At 62.4% G+C, this 16721-nt stretch carries 15 protein-coding genes; 5 read left to right on the plus strand and 10 right to left on the minus strand.

Features of this window, described 5'->3' with window-relative positions; genetic code table 11:
• Nucleotides 1-2: 2 nt before the first annotated feature.
• From CWE01_RS19035 to CWE01_RS19045, 3 genes are all read right to left on the minus strand, one after another.
• Nucleotides 3-1088: an anthrax toxin-like adenylyl cyclase domain-containing protein gene (locus CWE01_RS19035; protein WP_100942090.1), complete on the minus strand. Its 1086-nt coding sequence runs from the start codon at nucleotides 1086-1088 to the stop codon at nucleotides 3-5.
• Between the two features lie 217 nt (nucleotides 1089-1305).
• Entirely contained in the window at nucleotides 1306-1953 is a 648-nt protein-coding gene (locus CWE01_RS19040) for a gamma-glutamylcyclotransferase (protein ID WP_100942091.1), read from the minus strand.
• A 26-nt stretch (nucleotides 1954-1979) separates the two neighbouring features.
• Complete coding sequence (locus CWE01_RS19045) at nucleotides 1980-4376, minus strand: TonB-dependent siderophore receptor (RefSeq protein ID WP_100942092.1); 2397 nt, start codon at nucleotides 4374-4376, stop codon at nucleotides 1980-1982.
• 307 nt (nucleotides 4377-4683) lie between these two features.
• On the opposite strand from CWE01_RS19045, the gene CWE01_RS19050 reads away from it, so the two are divergent.
• Complete coding sequence (locus CWE01_RS19050; protein WP_218177101.1) at nucleotides 4684-5166, plus strand: sn-glycerol-3-phosphate transporter; 483 nt, start codon at nucleotides 4684-4686, stop codon at nucleotides 5164-5166.
• 169 nt (nucleotides 5167-5335) lie between these two features.
• Here the strand turns inward: CWE01_RS19050 and CWE01_RS19055 are convergent, their stop codons facing one another.
• From CWE01_RS19055 to CWE01_RS19075, 5 genes are all read right to left on the minus strand, one after another.
• Complete coding sequence (locus CWE01_RS19055; RefSeq protein WP_100942093.1) at nucleotides 5336-6304, minus strand: CDP-6-deoxy-delta-3,4-glucoseen reductase; 969 nt, start codon at nucleotides 6302-6304, stop codon at nucleotides 5336-5338.
• Nucleotides 6304-7770 carry a 4-hydroxy-3-polyprenylbenzoate decarboxylase gene (gene ubiD / locus CWE01_RS19060; RefSeq protein WP_100942094.1) on the minus strand — a complete coding sequence of 489 codons (1467 nt, stop codon included), beginning with the start codon at nucleotides 7768-7770 and terminating at the stop codon, nucleotides 6304-6306. Before ubiD ends, CWE01_RS19055 begins: the two co-directional genes overlap by 1 nt.
• A 128-nt stretch (nucleotides 7771-7898) precedes the next feature.
• On the minus strand, nucleotides 7899-9158 hold the full coding sequence (gene rho, locus CWE01_RS19065) for a transcription termination factor Rho (RefSeq protein WP_100942095.1): 1260 nt from the start codon (nucleotides 9156-9158) through the stop codon (nucleotides 7899-7901).
• A gap of 244 nt (nucleotides 9159-9402) precedes the next feature.
• Nucleotides 9403-9732, minus strand: a complete 330-nt coding sequence (gene trxA / locus CWE01_RS19070) for a thioredoxin TrxA (protein WP_100942096.1) — start codon at nucleotides 9730-9732, stop codon at nucleotides 9403-9405.
• 149 nt (nucleotides 9733-9881) lie between these two features.
• Nucleotides 9882-10583 carry a FadR/GntR family transcriptional regulator gene (locus CWE01_RS19075; protein ID WP_100942097.1) on the minus strand — a complete coding sequence of 234 codons (702 nt, stop codon included), beginning with the start codon at nucleotides 10581-10583 and terminating at the stop codon, nucleotides 9882-9884.
• A gap of 253 nt (nucleotides 10584-10836) precedes the next feature.
• Here CWE01_RS19075 and CWE01_RS19080 point away from each other — a divergent pair, with 253 nt between their 5' ends.
• From CWE01_RS19080 to CWE01_RS19095, 4 genes are read left to right on the plus strand one after another with little or no spacing between them, the layout of a single operon-like run.
• Nucleotides 10837-11622, plus strand: a complete 786-nt coding sequence (locus CWE01_RS19080; protein WP_100942098.1) for a transporter substrate-binding domain-containing protein — start codon at nucleotides 10837-10839, stop codon at nucleotides 11620-11622.
• 24 nt (nucleotides 11623-11646) lie between these two features.
• Entirely contained in the window at nucleotides 11647-12312 is a 666-nt protein-coding gene (locus tag CWE01_RS19085; protein ID WP_100942099.1) for an amino acid ABC transporter permease, read from the plus strand.
• Nucleotides 12309-12959: an amino acid ABC transporter permease gene (locus CWE01_RS19090; protein ID WP_177410497.1), complete on the plus strand. Its 651-nt coding sequence runs from the start codon at nucleotides 12309-12311 to the stop codon at nucleotides 12957-12959. The genes CWE01_RS19085 and CWE01_RS19090 overlap by 4 nt, the downstream gene beginning before the upstream one ends.
• Nucleotides 12946-13683 (plus strand): amino acid ABC transporter ATP-binding protein, encoded by a 738-nt coding sequence (locus tag CWE01_RS19095; RefSeq protein WP_100942101.1) that lies wholly within the window; start codon nucleotides 12946-12948, stop codon nucleotides 13681-13683. Before CWE01_RS19090 ends, CWE01_RS19095 begins: the two co-directional genes overlap by 14 nt.
• Before the next feature lie 4 nt (nucleotides 13684-13687).
• Here CWE01_RS19095 and CWE01_RS19100 read toward each other — a convergent pair whose 3' ends face one another.
• Together CWE01_RS19100 and CWE01_RS19105 are read right to left on the minus strand one after the other, a co-directional pair.
• Nucleotides 13688-14239 (minus strand): hypothetical protein, encoded by a 552-nt coding sequence (locus CWE01_RS19100; RefSeq protein ID WP_100942102.1) that lies wholly within the window; start codon nucleotides 14237-14239, stop codon nucleotides 13688-13690.
• Entirely contained in the window at nucleotides 14236-16719 is a 2484-nt protein-coding gene (locus CWE01_RS19105; RefSeq protein WP_100942103.1) for a fimbria/pilus outer membrane usher protein, read from the minus strand. The genes CWE01_RS19100 and CWE01_RS19105 overlap by 4 nt, the downstream gene beginning before the upstream one ends.
• Nucleotides 16720-16721: the final 2 nt, after the last annotated feature.

Below are 16721 nucleotides of genomic sequence, written 5' to 3' on the forward strand. Positions count from 1 at the left end.
CGCTAGACCTCGTAGTGTCCTTCCCGGCTCACCGTAAGCCCCAACTGGCGATGCCAGCCCGGATTCAAGCCAAGGACATAGTCGAAGCTCAACACACTGAGCAGGTGCTTCACATCGTGCACATTCCGGGCGCAATAGGCCTCTTCATGGGGGGTAAAGAACAGGCAGGGAAAATCGATATCCGAAACCAGCGGACGGCCCGCTTCGTCGCTGTGATGCACCACATCTCCGCCTTGATAGCCTTGGGCACGCACCTCGGTGTTCAGCGCGGTTCGGAGTAGATTGATACGCGGCGTGATGTTGCCCAGGTGGGGATCCTCATGCTGGATAAAAGACTTCAACCCCTGGCGCAAGCGATCGCTGCCCGGCACCCGGCGCCGGTCCGCCCCTGAACGGGAATAGCTGCTGCGCTGGGGGAAAACCGCCCACAAGTCATAATCACAGGTGGTCGCGGCCCGGTAAGTCTGGCGCACCTCCACCGGGCAATAGGGGTCGACGATGGCCATGACCGGGAGCAGGTTTGTCCGATCCTGTGCCTGGTTGAGTCCCGTCAGGCTATTGGACAGGCGGCTTTCCTGCGGTCCATAAAACACGCCCCAGAGTCCCTCGCCCTTGGTGCCCGCCACACCCGTTGTATATTTCAATATGAAGCTCATGGAAACCCCCATCGGGCCGGACGCCGTATAACGCATTTCCTGGCTGTTTCCCCCGACCAGTGTCATGCACTTCAGCTGAGTTTCCAGTGCCTGACGCCGATCATTGGTTATATACAGCGGCGTTTCGTCGCCCCCTGAACTGACCGCCCCTTGCAAGGCTTTACGCTGGCTGGAGATGTCCGGGTTTTTGGTAAATCGTGGGTCCGCCAGGACAAACCCGGCCATCGGCCCCCAGGTGCAACTTTTGGCTTTGTTGTGAAAGCCCTTGGTGGCATAACTTTCCAGCAGCAACCCTGTGGCACAAGCCCCCACGGCCCGCACGGCGATAACGCATTCATGAGTGTCGGCCACACGCTGAAAGGCTCGACCATGTTGTATTGGCATGCCGGTACTGACAATGGCAGATAGCCCACGCACTATATTCAGTTTCATATGGAGCTTTACCTGAGTGCAAAAGATCACTCGTTATAGCACTGCCCCAGTTCATTCATGAACGCGGATAATGAAACAATTCTTGAACACAAAACAGCTTAATAAAATACATCCCTCCTTGATAACTTCTTTCGCGCCGATATCAAATAGCGCTTTTCAAGGTTATAAAAATAGAGCGTTATATTTCACTGAGCTGTTTTCAAACGTCGTAGTGGTATTAATGCGAGGCCGAACGGCAACGCTTGAGTCGCGCCTCCAGGTTGCGATCCGGCATGGCATGGCTGCGCAAGGCACTGGCGGTCTGCTCGACATAGTCGCGGGTGGTGCCATAACGCCCGCAAGCGCTTTCGAGCACCTGGTTCAGCACATGATCCGGCAGGTTGCCGGCATAGCTGGGCAGATGCCGTTCGAGCACGAACCCCAGGGCCTGAACCGTCTGCCCCGTGGCCAGGCGGCAATTGAGCCAGTGCGGCCGATAGGACGGCACCGGCATCTCCCGCTGCCACAAGGCATAGAGCGACGCCTCCAACTGATCGTCCGGCAGGCGATAGGCAAAACCGCTGCAGGAACCGCCGCGATCCAGGCCGAACACCAACCCCGGAAACTCCGGCGTGCCCCGGTGTTCATGGGACCACAGGTACAACCCCCGGTGATAACCATGAACCCGCCCGCGTACCCGCTCCACGGCGGAGCACTCGGGACGCCAGATCAACGAGCCGTAGGCGAACAGCCAGACCGGTCCGCCCTTGTGCCGGGCCATGGTGGCCTGCATGGAGCAGAGCAGTTGCTCGTGGGTCAGTTGCGCCCCCAGTTCAAGGCGCGGCGGATAGGCCAAACTCGACAACGTGGGTTCGATAGCGGTCATGGCGGATTGCGCGGGATTCCTGATCATTACCAGTTGTAAGTCACTTTACCGTAATAAAACGCGCCGCTGTAACCGTACGGCGAAAAAGTGCTATAGGCCAGGTTGCCGCCGTTACTGGCGTAGGCATTGAGTTTCTCCGGGTATTTGTCGGTGACGTTGTCGCCGCCCACGGTAAAGGTCCAGTTCTTCAGCTTGTAGTCCGCCGCCAGGTCCAGCAGCCAGGCCGCCTTGAAGGTCTGGTCGTAGGTCGGGTCGGCCTGGTAGCTGGTGAAGGAACCGTAGCGCACCAGGGTCGTGTGCAGCGTCCAGTTGCCGTAGTTGAAGTCGTTGCCCAGGGTCAGCTTCTGCTCCGGCGTGCTGTCACCCAGCAAGCCAAGCTCTTCACGACGGTCGACCCGCAACAGATTGACCCCCAACTGATTGAGAATCGCCGGGTTGGCCTTCACGTCAGTGACTTTGGTGTGGTTGAAGTTGTAGCCCAGGGTACTGTTCCAGCGCACCCCGTTGTCCAGTTGGTAGCGATAGTTGGCCACCAGGTCGATGCCGTCGGTGCGGGTACTGGTGGCGTTGGTGAAGTAGCGGGCGCTGGTGTAGTTGATGTTGCCCACGCCGTTGGCCTGCAGATAGGCGATCGCCGCGTTGTTCAACGACAGGTTGGACGACAGGCTGATGCGGTCGCTGATATCGATCCGGTAGATATCGGCGGTCAGCGTCAGGTTGTCCGTCGGCTGCAGCACCAGGCCGAGGCTGTAGTTGCGCGACTTCTCCGGTTTCAGATCATCGGAGCCGAGCAAGCGCGCCACCTTGCCGTTGGCCGGGAACACCCCGGTTTCCTGCACGGTCGAGCCGATCAGCTGCGAGGAGGTAAAGGCGAAGTTCTGCTGGGCCAGGGACGGTGCGCGGAAACCGTTGGAGACGCTGCCGCGCAATGCCACCTGTGGGGTGAAATCGTAGCGCGCCGACAACGAGCCGCTGACGTTGGCACCGAAGTCGCTGTAGTCCTCGCGACGCACCGCTGCCGAAGCACTGAGTTTTTCCGTGAAGTTGGTTTCCAGGTCCAGGTACTCGGCGAAGTTATGCCGCGAATAGCTGCCGGCATCCGATTCGCGGAAGCCGCCCAGGCCGGAGCTGCCATTCTGGTAATAGGACTCAGGCTGGCCGGCACTGATCTGGTAGCCCTGGCGCAGGTACTCGCCGCCGAAAGCCACGGACACCGGATACGGCAGCCAGCCGAGGCTGAATTCCCGCGACAGGTCCAGGCTCAGCTGGCGCTGGTCGTTGCTCAGGGTGCCGTTATCAAACTTGCGCGGAGTGTTCAGGCCCAGCGAGGTGTTGATGGTCTCGGTGCTCAGGTCGTACTGGTTCTTGCCGTAGTTGGCCGACAGGTCGTAGTGCCAGTTATCCGTCAGCAGGCCACGCAGGCCGACCACCAGGGAAGTGTCCTCGAGATCGCCGCGAATCAGCGGCAGATAACCGTTGGGGAAGATCGCCGGCAGGTTGTTCGAGGCATTGCTGGCGCGATAGAAGCCGGCGGTTTCGCCCCGGCGCTTGCTGTAGCCACCGAAGCTGTAGAGTTCGGCGGCGTCGTTGAAGCTGTAGGCCGAGTTGAACGCGAACTTGCCTTCGTCGGTGGCCGGCTCACCCTGGCGGAACACTTGCTGGCCATAGGTGGTGGAACCGATGCTGGCGGGACGGTAGTCGTTACCGGCACGGTTGGTGTAGTCGTTGTCGGCGCCTTCGCCGGACAGGTTGAGGTAGCCGTTGTCACCGATGGCGAACCCGCTGTTGCCGGAGATCTGCCGCTGGATACCGTCACCCTTCTTGTATTCGCCGAACTTGCTGGAGATCGAACCGCCATGGTCGGCGTTCTTGAGGATGATGTTGATCACCCCGGCAATCGCGTCCGAGCCGTAGCGGGCGGACGCGCCATCGCGCAGCACTTCGATATGGTCGATCGACGACAGCGGGATCGCATTCAGGTCGGTCGGGGCCGAACCCCGGCCCACTGCGCCGCCCAGATTGACGAAGGCGCTGGTGTGGCGCCGCTTGCCATTGACCAGCACCAGCACCTGATCCGGCGAGAGGCCGCGCAATTGCGCCGGGCGCACCAGCTCGGCGCCGTCCACCAGGCTCGGACGTGGAAAGTTGATGGACGGAATCAACTTCGCCAGCACGGTGCCCAGCTCATCCGAGCCGGTGCTGCGCAGGCTGTCGCCGCTGATCACATCGATGGGCGACAACGACTGGCTGGCCGTACGCTCCTGAGAGCGTGTGCCGGTGACGATAACGGTGTCGAGCTTTGGCGCTTCGGCGGTTTCCGCCTCGGCGGCAGCTGTAGAACTGAAGGTAAAAGCACTGGCGGCGGTCAGCAAATGTGCCGACAAAATCGCCGTGTACAAACGTTGTTGCGTGTTGCTCCCCATACCGCTCCCCTTTGAATCCAAGGTCGAGGCGTCTTGCCCCGAGTTCGCACGATCGGTCCGTGTGGCGAACGGTGTCGGTCATTGTGTTGTTGATTGGCAGATACAAAGCCGGTGGTCCGATGGATATATAGCTTAATGTTCTGTAACAAATAAATTAAATATCAAAATCGTATAACGATAAGCTAAACATCGCGTACGGGAAAACCCCTACAGACATTTCAGAGGCCGCGGTCTGATAACCCGATTTCGACTTACGTATAACGGCCGCCTACTTCAATCGCTACGGTTTCACCAGGGGCCAATGACCATGAACCCATCACTCCTTATCCGGGCCTTGTGCCTGTTCCTGCTGGTGCCCAGCGCCTGGGCGTCGAACGATTCGGACGCGGCTGACAAGGGCTTCTGGTATCTGCAAACCAGCGTCGTCACCCGCCATTTCTCGCCGGACCCGGACCACAACAATCACCAGGACCTGATCGGCCTGGAACGCAATGACGCTTCGGGGTTTCTTTATGGGGCGGCGACATTTCGCAACTCGTTCAGCCAGCGTTCGTATTACGCCTATGCGGGCAAACGCTTCGAGAGTGATCGCTATCCGGTGTACCTGAAGGTCACAGGCGGCTTACTGCAAGGCTACAAAGGTGAATATCGCGACAAGATTCCCTTGAACCAGTTGGGCGTTGCGCCCGTGATCATTCCTTCGGTCGGCGCGCATTACGGGCCGGTGGCGACGGAGGTGGTATTGCTGGGGTTCAATGCGGCGATGCTCACCGCCGGCGTGCGTTTCTGAGGATTCTTCGGCGGTCTTGAGGGCCTCTTCGCGGCGATGCGGCGTCCCGGCAAGCCCTGCTCCTACAGTTCTGTGTCGTACACAAAATCTGCAATCGATGCCGTACTGTAGGAGCAGGGCTTGCCCGCGAAGGCGATGGAACAGGTGCAGAAGAATCAAACGCCGGGCACTAGGGCCTGGGCGCGTAAGCAAACACATCGGCACGCATCTGATGCGCATCCATCCCGGCGTTCACCAGGGCGTCCAGCGTCGCATAGATCATCGCCGGCGAGCCGCTGGCATAGACACTCACCCCCGACAGATCGGCAATGTCTTCGCGGACCGCCTCGTGCAGCATGCCGCAACGCCCTTCCCAGCCACACAGATCGCTGACCACCTTGTGCAGGAACAGGTTCGGCAACTGCTTCCACTCCTCCCAATGCTCCAGCGTGTAGAAATCCTCGGGCCGGCGCACACCCCAGTACAAGTGCACCGGGTGCTGAAAGCCACTGGAGCGGCAATGCTCGATCAGGCTGTTCATCTGCGCCATGCCGGTGCCCGCCGCGATCAACACCAGCGGTCCATCCGGCAGCTGGGCCAGGTGGGTATCGCCAAACGGCAGCTCGACCCGCGCCATGCCGTTGCGCTGCAACTGCTCGATCAAACGCTGGGCACTGGCTTCGCGCACCAGCACATGCAGCTCCAGATCACGCCCGGCATGGGGCGCCGAGGCCAGGGAAAACGCCGATTTCTCGCCACTGTCGCGCTCGATCATCAGGTACTGGCCGGCGTGATAACGCGGCAGCTTGCCCGCCGGCGCACGCAGGCGCACACGCCAGACATCGCCGCCGATCTCGGCACATTCGATCAACTGGCAGGCCAGCTTTCGCACCGGCAGTTCTCCTTGCGCAAGCACGCCATCCCAGAGCACCACACAATCTTCCAGGGGTTCGGCAATACAAGTGTAGAACTCGCCATGGTCACGCACGTCACCGGCCTGCGCGACCCGCCCTTCCACCAGCAACGCGGCGCAGACATGGCAGTTGCCATTGCGACAGCTCTGCGGGCAGTCATAACCCAGGCGCCGGGCACCGTCGAGAATCCGCTCGCCGGGCCGTATCTCAAGCACGGCGCCGGACGGCTGCAAGGTCACACGCATCAATCTATTCCTAACTGATTCCAAATGGCATCGACCCGTCGGGTCACGGCCTCATCCTTGACGATCACCCGGCCCCACTCACGCGTGGTCTCGCCGGGCCATTTGTGCGTGGCATCAAGCCCCATCTTCGAACCCAGGCCGGACACCGGCGAGGCGAAGTCGAGGTAATCGATCGGCGTGTTATCGATCATCACCGTATCGCGCTTGGGGTCCATGCGCGTGGTGATGGCCCAGATCACGTCGTTCCAGTCGCGGGCGTTGATATCGTCGTCGGTGACGATAACGAACTTGGTATACATGAACTGTCGCAAAAACGACCAGACACCCAACATGACGCGCTTGGCGTGGCCCGGATACGACTTCTTCATGGTGACAATGGCCATGCGGTACGAGCAACCTTCCGGCGGCAGGTAGAAGTCGGTGATTTCCGGGAACTGCTTCTGCAGGATCGGCACGAACACTTCGTTCAGCGCCACACCGAGAATCGCCGGTTCATCCGGTGGTCGACCGGTGTAGGTGCTGTGGTAGATCGGCTTGATCCGGTGGGTGATGCGCTCCACGGTAAACACCGGGAAACTGTCGACTTCGTTGTAGTAGCCGGTGTGATCGCCGTAAGGGCCTTCCGGGGCCATTTCCCCCGGATGGATCACGCCTTCCAGGACGATTTCCGCCGACGCCGGCACCTGCAGGTCATTGCCGCGGCATTTGATCAGTTCGGTGCGGTTGCCCCGCAGAAGACCCGCGAAGGCGTATTCGGAGAGGCTGTCCGGCACCGGGGTCACGGCGCCGAGAATGGTCGCCGGGTCCGCGCCCAGGGCCACGGACACCGGGAACGGCTGGCCCGGATGCTTCTCGCACCACTCACGATAATCCAGCGCACCGCCACGGTGGCTGAGCCAGCGCATGATCACCTTGTTGCGGCCGATCACCTGCTGGCGATAGATGCCGAGGTTCTGGCGGTCCTTGTTCGGCCCCTTGGTGACCGTCAGGCCCCAGGTGATCAGCGGCGCGACGTCGCCCGGCCAGCAATGCTGGACCGGCAGCTTGCCAAGGTCGACATCATCGCCTTCGATGATGATTTCCTGGCAGGGCGCGTCCTTGACCACCTTCGGCGCCATGGCAATGATCTTGCGGAAGATCGGCAGCTTGGACCAGGCGTCCTTGAGCCCCTTGGGCGGCTCCGGCTCCTTGAGGAAGGCCAGCAGCTTGCCGATTTCCCGCAGCTCGCTGACCGCTTCGGCGCCCATGCCCAGGGCTACGCGCTCGGGCGTGCCGAACAGGTTGCCGAGCACGGGGATATCAAAACCGGTGGGATTCTCGAACAGCAACGCCGGCCCCTTGGCCCGCAGGGTGCGGTCGCAGACCTCGGTCATTTCCAGGACAGGGGAAACCGGAACCTGGATGCGCTTGAGTTCGCCGCGCTGTTCCAGGCCGCTGATAAAGTCGCGCAAGTCGCGATACTGCATGCGTGAGCCTCGTAGATCCGTGGCGTTCGGGGTGGGCAGTTTACCCGGTTCGCCCCGATACCGCGCAATCGAACAACACCCGGACAGCAAAAAGCCGGGTTTCCCCGGCTTTTGCGGCCCTGCTCGACTTACTTGCGTTTCATCGACAGGAAGAACTCATCGTTGGTCTTGGTCTGTTTCAGCTTGTCGATCAAGAACTCGATGGCAGCGACTTCATCCATGGGATGCAGCAGCTTGCGCAGGATCCACATGCGCTGCAGCTCGTCGTCGGCGGTCAGCAACTCTTCGCGGCGGGTGCCGGAACGGTTGATGTTGATCGCCGGGAAGACGCGCTTTTCAGCGATCTTGCGGTCCAGGGGCAGTTCCATGTTGCCGGTACCCTTGAACTCTTCGTAGATCACTTCGTCCATCTTCGAGCCGGTTTCAACCAGCGCGGTGGCGATGATGGTCAGCGAACCGCCTTCCTCGATGTTACGCGCGGCACCGAAGAAACGCTTTGGCTTCTCCAGGGCGTGGGCATCGACACCACCGGTCAGGACCTTGCCGGAGCTCGGGATCACGGTGTTGTAGGCACGCGCCAGACGGGTGATGGAGTCGAGCAGGATGACCACGTCCTTCTTGTGCTCGACCAGGCGCTTGGCCTTCTCGATGACCATTTCGGCCACTTGCACGTGACGGGTTGGCGGCTCGTCGAACGTCGAGGCGACCACTTCGCCGCGCACGGTGCGCTGCATTTCGGTCACTTCTTCCGGGCGCTCGTCGATCAGCAGGACGATCAGGTGCACTTCCGGGTTGTTGCGGGTGATGTTCGCCGCAATGTTCTGCAGCATGATCGTCTTGCCGGCTTTCGGCGGTGCCACGATCAGGCCGCGCTGGCCTTTGCCGATCGGTGCACAGAGGTCGATCACACGACCGGTGAGGTCTTCGGTGGAACCGTTACCGGCTTCCATCTTCATGCGCACGGTCGGGAACAGCGGGGTCAGGTTCTCGAAGAGAATCTTGTTCTTCGCGTTTTCCGGACGATCGAAGTTGATCGTGTCGACCTTGAGCAGAGCGAAATAACGCTCACCTTCCTTCGGCGGACGGATCTTGCCGACGATGGTGTCACCGGTGCGCAGGTTGAAGCGGCGGATCTGGCTCGGCGAAACGTAGATGTCGTCCGGGCCGGCCAGGTAGGAGGCATCCGAAGAGCGGAGGAAGCCGAAGCCGTCCTGGAGGATCTCCAGCACGCCATCACCGGAGATTTCCTCGCCGCTTTTCGCGTGCTTTTTCAGCAGGGAGAAAATCACATCCTGCTTGCGCGAACGGGCCATATTTTCTATGCCCATCTGTTCGGCCAATTCGAGCAGTTCGGTAATCGGCTTTTGCTTGAGTTCAGTCAGATTCATATAGGAATGACGTAATCATTTATGGAGGGGGGAGAAATTAAGCTTTTGGCTTAATGAGGCCGCGCCGCAGAGAAGGCGACAGGATCGCGTACTTGTTCGAAATGGAGTGCGTCGGCGACGGCTTGCAGGGGGCAGTGGAGAAACCAGTGCGGGGCCGAATGTAACACCTGCAATTGTGAACGTCTAGCCCCTGAGAACGAAAAAAGCCCCGCTATTTGCGGGGCCTTTTTTGACGATGCCGACCTTACAGGTGAGCGTCGAGGAAAGCGGTCAGCTGGGACTTGGACAGTGCACCGACCTTGGTCGCTTCGACGTTGCCGTTCTTGAACAGCATCAGGGTCGGAATACCACGCACGCCGTGCTTGGCCGGGGTTTCCTGGTTTTCATCGATGTTCAGCTTGGCGATCGTCAGCTTGCCTTTGTAGGTCTCGGCGACTTCGTCCAGCACAGGGGCGATCATCTTGCAGGGACCGCACCATTCAGCCCAGTAGTCGACCAGTACAGCGCCCTCGGCCTTGAGTACATCAGCGTCGAAGCTAGCGTCGCTAACGTGTTTGATCAGATCGCTGCTCATGGAAGTCTCCGGATTTGTAAGCCAAAAAAAACGTTGCCCATCATAGCCGTCCTTCCTACGTACAGGAAGCCGCAGTTGATTGAGTCTAACTATGACAAATGATTAGTTTGGGTATAGCCAATACGCCCCCTGCACACAAATGCCAGTGGTCAGCCGGGCGTGACGAAGGCAATACCGGTGCGCAGGGCGGCATTGCGCACATGTTCCTGCATCGCCTTTTGTGCCGGCCCCGAGGCGCGACGGGCCAGGGCGCGAAGGATCTTGCGGTGCTCCTGCCAGGTTTCCATGGCCCGCTCCGCCCGGATGAACGGCAGTTTCTGGCTTTCCAGGAACAGCTCGGCACTGGCACTGAGGATACTGGCCATGGCCTGATTGCCGCTGGCCAGCAGGATGCGCCGGTGAAAATCGAAATCCAGCCGCGCGGCCGCCTCGAAATCCCCGGCCTTGAGTTCCAGCCGCAGGGCCTCGACGTTGTCCTGCAAGGCATCCAGCTCATCGGCCGTCAGCGTCACCGCCGCCAGGCCGGCGGCAAAACCCTCCAGGGCATAACGCAACTGGAAGATATCCTCCGCCGAAGCCTGGGCCGCGAACGGCCAGGCCAGGCCACCGGCCGCCGGCGCCAACTCCATCGGCGCCTGCACGAACACACCCTTGCCCGGTTGCACGCTGATCACCCCCAGGGCACTCAGGGACGACAACGCCTCGCGCAGCGACGCCCGGCTCACCCCCAGCCGGAGTGCCAGGTCGCGCTGCGAAGGCAGTACGTCGCCCGGGCCGAAACCCTCGTCGGCAATCAGTTTACGAATAGCTTGCAGCGCCACTTCCGGGACGGCGCGGGAGATCGAATTCATCGTTTTTATTCAGCTGTCGGTCCGGGAAAGCGCTAGTTGTAAAGCTATTGGCAAGATCCGGCAAGTCACGCCCAGCACTGGTTCAGCGCCGCGAACAAATGCGCGATAAGGGTGCGAAAAGCACTGCGACTGTTCAGACCAGTAAGACCATGAAAAGCACCGCCATGGCAGCAGGAGCAGGGCTTCGGACAAGTGTGGCATGGGCTGTGCACTGCCCCGGACAGAGATCGCCTTCTGGATTCGGAGAGTTGCCATGACCAAACGCCGTAGCGCCCTGCTCACTGCCTTGCTGGCCAGCCTGATGCTGAGTCAGGCCCCCGCCCACGCCAATGGCCTGGACGACATCATCGCCCGTGGCACCCTCAAGGTCGCCGTGCCCCAGGACTTCCCCCCGTTCGGCTCGGTGGGTCCGGACATGAAACCCCGTGGCCTGGACATCGACACCGCGAAACTGCTGGCCGAACAACTCAAGGTCAAGCTGGAACTGACCCCGGTCAACAGCACCAACCGCATTCCGTTCCTCACCACCGGCAAGGTCGACCTGGTGATCTCCAGCCTCGGCAAAAACCCCGAGCGGGAGAAGGTCATCGACTTCTCCCGGGCCTATGCGCCCTTCTACCTCGCGGTGTTCGGTCCGCCGGACGCGCCGATCAACGGCCTGGCCGACCTCAAGGGCAAGACCATCAGCGTCACCCGTGGCGCCATCGAGGACATCGAGCTGACCGCCGTGGCGCCCGAAGGCGTGACCATCAAGCGCTTCGAGGACAACAACACGACCATCGCCGCCTACCTGGCCAAGCAGGTCGACCTGATCGCCAGCGGCAACGTGGTGATGGTCGCCATCGCCGAGCGCAACCCGAAACGCATTCCGGCGCTGAAGGTCAAGCTCAAGGACTCGCCGGTGTACGTCGGCGTGAACAAGAACGAACCGGCGCTGCTGGAAAAAGTGAACCAGATCCTCGCCACGGCCAAGGCCGACGGCAGCCTGGAGAAAAACGCCCAGCTGTGGCTCAAGCAACCGCTTCCGGCCGATCTCTGACCGCGCCCGCCTGAGGTCCGCTCCATGGCTTATCAGTTCGACTTCCTGCCGGTGCTGCACAACGCCGACCTGCTGTTGCGCGGCGCCCTGTTCACCCTGGAACTGACCGCCATCGGCACCTTGCTCGGGGTCAGCCTGGGCATTGTCGGGGCCGTGGTCAGGGCCTGGCAGATCCGCCCTTTCGCGGCGATCTTCGGCGTCTACGTCGAGTTGATCCGCAACACGCCGTTCCTGGTGCAGCTGTTTTTCATTTTCTTCGGCCTGCCGTCCCTCGGCCTGCAGATTTCCGAGTGGCAGGCGGCCGTACTGGCGATGGTGATCAACCTCGGCGCCTATTCCACGGAGATCATCCGCGCCGGCATCCAGGCGATCCCGCGCGGGCAACTGGAAGCCGCGGCGGCGCTGGCCATGACCCGCTTCGAAGCCTTTCGCCACGTGGTCCTGCTGCCGGCGCTGGGCAAGGTCTGGCCGGCCCTGAGCAGCCAGATCATCATCGTCATGCTCGGCTCGGCGGTCTGCTCGCAGATCGCCACCGAGGAGCTGAGCTTCGCCGCCAACTTCATCCAGTCCCGCAACTTCCGCGCCTTTGAAACCTACACCCTGACCACCTTGATCTACCTGGTCATGGCGCTGCTGATCCGGCAGTTGCTGAACTGGCTCGGACGCCGCTACATCGCGAGGAACCGCTGATGGATTTCACCTTCTGGGACATCCTCGACAACCTGCTGGTGGGCCTGCAATGGACCGTCGCCCTGTCGCTGACGGCCTTTGTCGGCGGCGGGCTGATCGGCCTGCTGGTGATGGTCCTGCGTATCAGCGACAACGGCCTTGCCCGAGGTTTCGCCCGGGCCTATATCGAGCTGTTCCAGGGCACCCCGCTGCTGATGCAACTGTTCATGGTGTTTTTCGGCGTGGCCTTGCTCGGGGTGGACATCTCGCCCTGGCTGGCGGCGGCCATCGCCCTGACGCTGTTCACCAGCGCCTACCTGGCGGAGATCTGGCGCGGCTGCGTCGAGTCGATTCCGGGCGGCCAGTGGGAAGCCTCGGCGAGCCTGGCGCTCAACCCATACGAACAACTGCGCCATGTGATCCTGCCACAGGCCCTGCGCATTGCCGTGGCGCCGACCGTGGGCTTTTCGGTGCAGGTGATCAAGGGCACCGCCGTGACCTCGATCATCGGCTTTACCGAGCTGACCAAGACCGGCGGCATGCTCGCCAACGCCACGTTCGAACCCTTCACGATCTACGGCCTGGTAGCCCTCGGGTATTTCCTGCTGTGCTACCCCCTGTCCCTCAGTGCGCGCTACCTGGAAAGGAGACTGCATGCCGCTTCTTAGAGTTTCTGCCCTGCATAAGTATTACGGCGATCACCACGTGCTCAAAGGCATCGACCTCAGCGTCGAGGAAGGCCAGGTGGTGGCGATCATCGGTCGCAGCGGCTCGGGCAAGAGCACCCTGCTGCGCACCCTCAACGGCCTGGAGTCGATCAACGACGGGGTGATCGAGGTCGACGGCCACTACCTGGACGCCGCCCGCGCCGATTTGCGCAAGCTGCGGCAGACGGTCGGCATGGTGTTCCAGCAGTTCAACCTGTTCCCGCACCTGAGCGTCGGCGAAAACGTCATGCTCGCGCCCCAGGTGGTGCAGAAGGTGCCCAAGGCCAAGGCCGCCGAGCTGGCGCGGCAGATGCTCGAACGGGTCGGCCTGGGGGAAAAGTTCGACGCTTTCCCGGATCGCCTCTCCGGCGGCCAGCAGCAACGCGTGGCGATTGCCCGGGCCCTGGCGATGTCGCCCAAGGTCTTGTTGTGCGACGAGATCACCTCGGCCCTGGACCCGGAACTGGTCAACGAGGTGCTCAGCGTGGTCCGTCAACTGGCGAAGGAAGGCATGACCCTGATCATGGTCACCCACGAAATGCGCTTCGCCCGGGAAGTCGGCGACAAGCTGGTGTTCATGCACCAGGGCAAGGTGCATGAAGTGGGCGATCCCAAGGAGTTGTTCGCCCGTCCGCAGACACCGGAGCTGGCGAACTTCATCGGCAGCGTCGAACAGCCGGCCTGAGCCGTTATTCGCTCGACAGCAGCTCGAAACGTCCGCGACCTTCGACCGACGTCTCGTCGTGTACCCGGGTCGCACTGAGCGGCAGGTGGGTGTCGACCTCCACCTGCGCCGAAAAAAAACGGCCCTTGACCGGCAGGTCCCGGGCCAGCACCACCAGGCTCTGGCCCGGCGCCATCAAGTGGCTGGCCGCGGCCTCGGCCGGACGTTGCGCCGCGGCCAGGGTCACCGGCTTGCCATCGAGCTGGGCATTGCTCAGGCCGACCGTGAAACGTCCCTGGCGATCGAAGCGAAAGGCCTGCGGTCCCGCCGCCGGCCCGTCGAAGCGCAGCACCATCGAGGTCGGCCAGGGGCAGGCAATGTTCAGGCTCAGGCGGCGCGTCCCGAGGAACAGGTCAGGCTGCCCGGGCACCCGCGACAAACCTCCCGAGCGCAGCGCTCCCAGTTCGATCTCTGACTGGCTCAGCGACAGCGTGCAGTCATTGGCCCCGGCCGGAGCTGAAAACAGGACAAGCGCGACGCAACAACGCCGCAAAACCACGCGGACACGAGAATTCATAAAGGTCTTCCAGAAGCTGGGCTCGCCCGGCAAACCGCCGTGGCCGTTTCATAAAGCCGATCGCTGTCCACGGTCTCGGGCAACTCGACCGACAAGGTGCAGGCCGTGTGATCCGCCCGCCTGATCGTCAGCCGTTGACCGGCCTCGACATTACTCAGGAACACACTGCCATCGCCGACCACCGTGGTCAGGAAGGTCTCTCCCTCGCCGAACACCGAGGCGCCCTGGAGCAACGGCTCGGCGTTTTCGTCGGTGACCTTGAGCAGCAGCCGTCGAACCTTCACCACCGTGAAGTCCACCCGATTGAATGAGCCGCGCCCGGCTTCAAGGGTTTTCGCCCCATTGCGCAGGTCGATCCGCCGCGGCAACGAGCGGGTGTCGACCTCCAACTGGCTGCTGCGATAGGCCGGCAGGCCGGCGACCACCGCCTGGCCGCTGAAGTCGGTCCAGACCGGGCCCTGGGGCGTGGCGATCCGGGCGCCGGAAAGATCGCCGACCGAGACCACGCCAAAGGTCTCCTGGATCGCGTAGGGCGAAAACGTCAGGCCGCCCTCGTGCAGCACAAGGCCTCCGGACAACTGCCCGCTGTAGCTGTTGCTGGAGTCGTTGCGGGTCACCCCCAGGCCGACCTGGGTGTAGCGCGGCATCAGGTTCAGGTTGCCACGGCTGATCTGCCGGTCGCCCTTGAGGTCCTGCTCCAGCCCCAGGTCATAGCTGAGCGTCTCGTTGACCCGCTCGCGGTAGTCGCCGCCGATATCGAGGCGCTTGCCACGGCGATTGAGGTAGCTGCTGATGCGCCGGTCGCCACCCAGCGGCACACTGACCCCCAGCCGCACCCCCAGGCCCGAGTCGATGGCATGGCGGTCGTCACCCGAGCCGACGTCGGAATCCACGCTGAGGCTCAGGCTGGCGTAGCGGTAGCTCTTGTTCCACGTGCCGTGCAGACGCCGGGACAAGCTCCCGTCGAACATCACATTACGCGAGTAACCGAGACTGAAACCACCGAGTTTCAGGTCCGACCAGCCGAACGCGGCGGTGTACTGGTGCTTGAAACGTGAACCGGGATCGTCGCTCAGGCCCACTTCGCCGGCCTGCAGCAGATCGCGATAACCGGCACTGCGCAGGGTGGCGCTGAGGTCCAGATCGACACCCGCCCCCAGCGGGCTGTTCAACGACACGCTGTTCTGGCTCCCCGCCAGCGCACGCCGGGTGTCATGGGACAGGCTGTTGCGCAGGCCGACGCCAACCTGCTGCCAAAGGCGGCTGTCGAGCGCCCAGCCGCTGGCGCGGTAGTCATCGCTGCCCAGCAGCCCGGCGCTGAATGACGCCGCCTGGCCAAGCCCCCAGGTGCCGCTGCCGGTGGCGAGCAACGGCGGTTCTTCGGCGCGACCGCTGGCGCCGCGCAGCCGGCCCAGGGCCAGGTAGTAGCCGGGCTGGACCGCCGTGGCGCCCGGAAAGGACGCGGCCGGCACGACAAAACGGCGCTCGCTGCCGGACTGGCCGATCACCCTGACCTCCAGGTCGCTGGTGCCGTTGAGCAACGGCAAGCCGCCCAGGCTGAACGGGCCCTGCGGCACCAGGCTGGTATGGATCAGCGCCCCGGACTGGCGGACCTCGACCCGCGATGCGTCGAAGGCCACACCCTCGACCAGGACACCACGCCCGGCCTGGCCGCGCTGCGCGCCATCGGGCATGAACTGCACACCGGAAAGCTGGACCCCGGCAAACACCGGTCCGGCACTGTTGAGCTGACCGGCCTGGAAGGTCGTCTGCCACGGTCGGAAGTCGCGCTGCGCATAGGCATACAGATGCTCGGTCTGCTCCTGCCCGTTATTGGAAACATGCAACTGGCGGCTGCGGACAATCCAGTCGCCGGCATTGAAACCGGCCTCGGTGGTCGCCGAGAAGAAACGCCCGCCACCCTGGCGCGAGCGCGTATCGAACCCCAGCACCTCATAGTTGAGCAGCCCGGCCGTGCCGCCACGGGCGTAGACCCCACTGTCGAGCGCCGGCCCGCGCAGGGCCCGGGTCGGCACCAGCAGGGAAACCTCCTCGCTGTTGGGACGCAGGATGACCTGGGTCTGCGGGTACTCATGCAGAAAGGCGTGACAGGCCTCCTCATCGGCATCCGCACCGACGCCAGGCATTTTCAAGCCGGCCTTGTCCAGCAATCCGCTGGTGAAACACAGCTCGCCGTCGCGGTCGAAACGCAGCTGCACCAGCCCCAGGCGATTGCCGTTGAGCTCCAGCGCCACCCGCTGCGTCCCTTGGCGAAAACGTGGCGCCGAGCGGAAATAATCGGCCACCTGGGGATCGAGGCCGCGCTCGGAAAGCACCGACAGGTCAAACTCCGCTTCAGTGGCATCGTCGTTTTTCTCGGCGACGACTGGCTCGCCGAGCCCCAGCAAGGCCGCCACACCGAGTGCCTTCGCCAGCCCCGATGCAGGGACGAACCTGGCTGGCTGTCTTGGGTTTCTCATGG

Origin of the sequence: Pseudomonas sp. QS1027 (genome assembly GCF_002814235.1) — a bacterium.
Classification (GTDB): domain Bacteria; phylum Pseudomonadota; class Gammaproteobacteria; order Pseudomonadales; family Pseudomonadaceae; genus Aquipseudomonas.